Here is a 3,846-nt window from a genome sequence, read left to right on the forward strand (position 1 = left end):
GGTGGGAATCTTTCTATAGTAGGAACTATGGATGACAGTACCATAAAGGAAATTTTGTATACCCTTAGTAGGGCTGCAAAGATGCCCACGTCATAGCTGTACTCGGCTTGACGTGGGAGTATGTCACTCTTTTAACCAATAACAAATAACAAATAACAGTCAACAAATACAGAAATATCGAATGAACGTAAATTCTAACCTTTTAATGTACGCCCAATGGGCAGGAATTCTCACAGTGGCTTTCGCTGTTTTCACGGTGATTGCCTTTATCTTGCAGTGGGGTTTTCGCTTCCGCTTGGTAGGAGTTACTAGCTTTATGGCAGTAATTGCTGCTAGTATATTTGGCCTCGGTTTAGGATTGTTTACTCGCACAGAAATTCCCGGTGCTGTGCGCTATTCTCTAGTTTACGATACAGGCGGCGCTCAAACTGTAATTACCGTGCCACCGACTATCGCCCCATCAGAGTTGGAAGCGACGATGCAGCAAGCTGCTGCGGATTTGTACTCCCCAGGCCGCTCTGGACGTGGCAGAGACTACATGACGATCAGGGTACGGACAATTGTACATCCAGAGCCAGGAGTCTCCCAGCCACTGTTTTTGGGAGAGGTGAGGCGATCGCTCGCTACTCGATATGATGACAAAATGTCGATCGAAATCTTCCCCGAACCAGTCGCTACTCTGAAAAAATATCAATCCTAAAAGTAGGAAGATAGGAGTTGCCAAGGTGTTTTGTTAATTGCTCCCTTCGACTCCGCTCAGGGAGCAATTAACACATTATTTTAACAGCCTTGGCGGTTGCTAATATCAATTCCGGTTGTATCGGAATGATATCGTTTCCGGCTGCATCGGAATGATTTAACCACAGAGAACGCAGAGAACACAGAGGGAGATAAGAGAGATGAATAATTCCGATGTTACCGGATTTGATATGATTTAACCACGAAGGCGCGAAGGACGCGAAGGAAGAGAAGAGAGAGATTAATCATTCCGATGTCAACGGATTTGATATAAATCGCTAACAAACTTATATAGCAATCCTAAATCATTTGTGAATTTCTTACTCCCTCCCCTTCATAAGGGGAGGGTTGGGGTGGGGTAAAAAACTTTACGACTCATTTAGGACTGCTATATCTACCCCCCCCAACCCCCCCGAACCCAAGGGGGGGCTAAGAACTACATCTGTAGTAGGACTTTATGAAAATGGTATTAGAGGAAATCAGAGGAGCTTATCACCCCATTAACTCCCACCAGAGTAGCTAAAACTTCAGTAGTTCCAGCTACTCGCAGCAGTGTACCGTTGAAAGTAGGTGTAAATTGTAACTGCTGGAAACTCAGACCACCAGTCAAGACAAATCGATCGACACCAACCTCAAAATTAATCACAGTATCATTGCCACTAGCAGCACTCAACACAAATCGATCGCTTCCGATACCTCCAATCAAAGTATCATCGCCCAAGCCACCAAACAGTAAATCGTCACCATCACCGCCATTGAGAATGTCGTTATCTTTCCCTCCATTGAGAGTGTCATTACTATCACCCCCGTTGAGAGTATCTTCCCCTTCATTACCGTAAAGCAAATCATCGCCAGCACCGCCACTGATGCAATCTTGCTGGCCAGCAGTACCTACAGAAACACCTCTGTCATCGGCGCGATCGCCAAAGATGGTATCGTTGCCATCATCGCCACAAAGCTCATCATTACCATCACCGCCATAAATTAAGTCATCATCACTGTCTCCATGTATGAGGTCGTTACCTTTGCCACCGTAGAGAGAATCATTGCTCTTACCGCCACTGATAGTATCCTCAGATTCATCGCCGAATAATAAGTCAGAACCGATATTCCCGAAGAGTAAGTCATTCCCCTCAACATCCTTGAATCGACTGCGAGTACCACCGTACATAGTGTCGTCTCCACTGCCCCCGGTAAGGGTATCAGAGCCAAGTTCGCCCCAAATCAAGTCATTATCTTTGCCGCCCCAAACGGCATCGTTGCCCTTACCTGCTTGCACGGTATCATTACCGTTACCGCCGCCGATGATGTCGTCACCGGTGCCACCAAAGATTAAATCTTGTTCGCCAGTATCCCCAATCGAGTTGGCACTGCCACTGTCACCGAGGATGGTATCAATACCTTCTCCACCGTAGAGAGTATCAGAGCCTAATTGACCAAAAATTAGGTCATTACCTTTGCCTCCATAAACAACATCATTATCTTTGCCGCCAATCAGCGTATCGTCATTTTCTTGGCCGCTCAGAAAATCGTTGCCGAAACCTCCGTAGAGCAAGTCCCGTCCCTGGAAGTCCTTAGCCCTGTTGTCAGTGATACCACCAAACAAGCTATCCTCTCCAGTACCGCCAATCAAGGTATCGGAGCCGAGTTCACCCCAAATCAGGTCATTGTCTCGACCTCCAAAGGCAATATCATTACCTTTGCCGCCATGAATGGTATCGTCTCCCTCATTGCCGTTGATGACATCTGCACCATCGCCTCCGAAGATTAAATCGCGAGCATCGTCAGGACTCTCGGAGTTGTTTAGCCCGGTGTCTCCCAAAATAGTGTCCGCACCTCGATCGCCCAAAAGAGTATCAGAACCTAAGTCGCCAGAAATCCAATCGTTTTGTTTCCCAGTGGCTATAAAATCGTCGTTCTCGCCACCGTAAACAACATCGTTGCCAAATCCGCCAAAAATTGTGTCATTGTCTTGATTGCCGTAAATTTCATCGTTACCACCTTCACCTAAAAGTAGGTCACGACCTTGAAAACCAGCAATTTTTTCATTACGATTGCTACCCTGAATGAAGTCGTTGCCATTAGTGCCTTTAAGGGTTTGTTCCTCAAGTGCCACTGGTGTCTCTGGCCTGTTAAATGAGACTTCAGGGGGTTGTGTTGGTGGCAAAAAGTTAATTTCCGGTGTTTCCACAAGCAGCTCACACCCACAGTCTGTTTCGGGTTCCACCATGGGAGTGGGTGTGGGGAAAACTGGCTGTAAGATAGCAGTCACAGTAGCCGTGGAGGGATTACTGATAGCCCCTTCGTTATCCGTGGCGGTGTAAGTGAAATTAGCCCCAGTAAAATTATCAGTTGTTTGGAAAAATAATTCCTGAATCTGTGGAGGAGTCAGGGTTTGACCCGGTGTGACAGCGACACCACCGTTGGCTGGGTCTCCTAAAAATAGGATTCCTTGGTCTGCTGGGGGCAAAGTGTTGATAGTGTAAGAAACGATCGACCCATCGGGATCGGTGGCTGACACTCCTGTTATTTGTTTGCTGCTATTGGGGGGAATGCTCAAGGTAGCATCGCTAGCCACTGGGGGTTCATTCGCCAGGGGAGTTGGAGTGGGCGTTGGTACTGCTGATGGAGTGGGCGTTGGTACTGCTGATGGAGTTGGTGTTGGTACTGCTGATGGAGTTGGTGTTGGTACTGGTGATGGAATGGGCGTTGGTACTGGCGTGGGAGCGACAATCTCCGCTACCGTAGCAGCAGCAGGACTGCTGAGACCTTTGTCATCAGTAGCTTTGTAGTTAAAGTTGGCTCCGGTGAACGTACCTGTGGATTTGAAAAATAGCTGGCTAATTTGGGCCGGGGTCAATACTTGACCCGGTGTGACAGCGACGCCACCGTTGGCTGGGTCTCCTAAGAAGAGGACTCCTTGGGCGGCGGGCGGCAGAGTATCTATTGTATAAGAGGCGATGGTTCCGTCGGGGTCTGTGCCTCCGAGTCCGGGGAGTTTAACGGTGCTGTTGGGTGCGATCGCGGTATTCACATTATTCGTTACAGGCGGTTGGTTAGCACCAGGTAGCAAAGCCGATACCGTCGCAGCAGCGGGACTGCTGAGAC

The 3,846-nt window shown here is 48.1% G+C and carries 2 protein-coding genes; one reads left to right on the forward strand and one right to left on the reverse strand.

What is annotated here, in order from left to right; translation table 11 throughout:
• Positions 1–181: 181 nt before the first annotated feature.
• A complete protein-coding gene (locus tag ACBR23_RS23430) occupies positions 182–700 on the forward strand; it encodes a Ycf51 family protein (protein ID WP_371120545.1) in 519 nt (172 codons plus the stop codon).
• Positions 701–1,207: 507 nt separating this feature from the next.
• Here ACBR23_RS23430 and ACBR23_RS23435 read toward each other — a convergent pair.
• Positions 1,208–3,846: Ig-like domain-containing protein (locus tag ACBR23_RS23435; protein WP_371120848.1), on the reverse strand; the 2,639-nt coding region annotated here is incomplete at its 5' end.

Source organism: Microcoleus sp. (assembly GCF_041354475.1).
Classification (GTDB): domain Bacteria; phylum Cyanobacteriota; class Cyanobacteriia; order Cyanobacteriales; family Microcoleaceae; genus Microcoleus.

Bases quoted from the DNA above. Each gene is read 5' to 3' on its own strand.
- ACBR23_RS23430 (WP_371120545.1), top strand. From the start codon at position 182: ATGAACGTAAATTCTAACCTTTTAATGTACGCCCAATGGGCAGGAATT.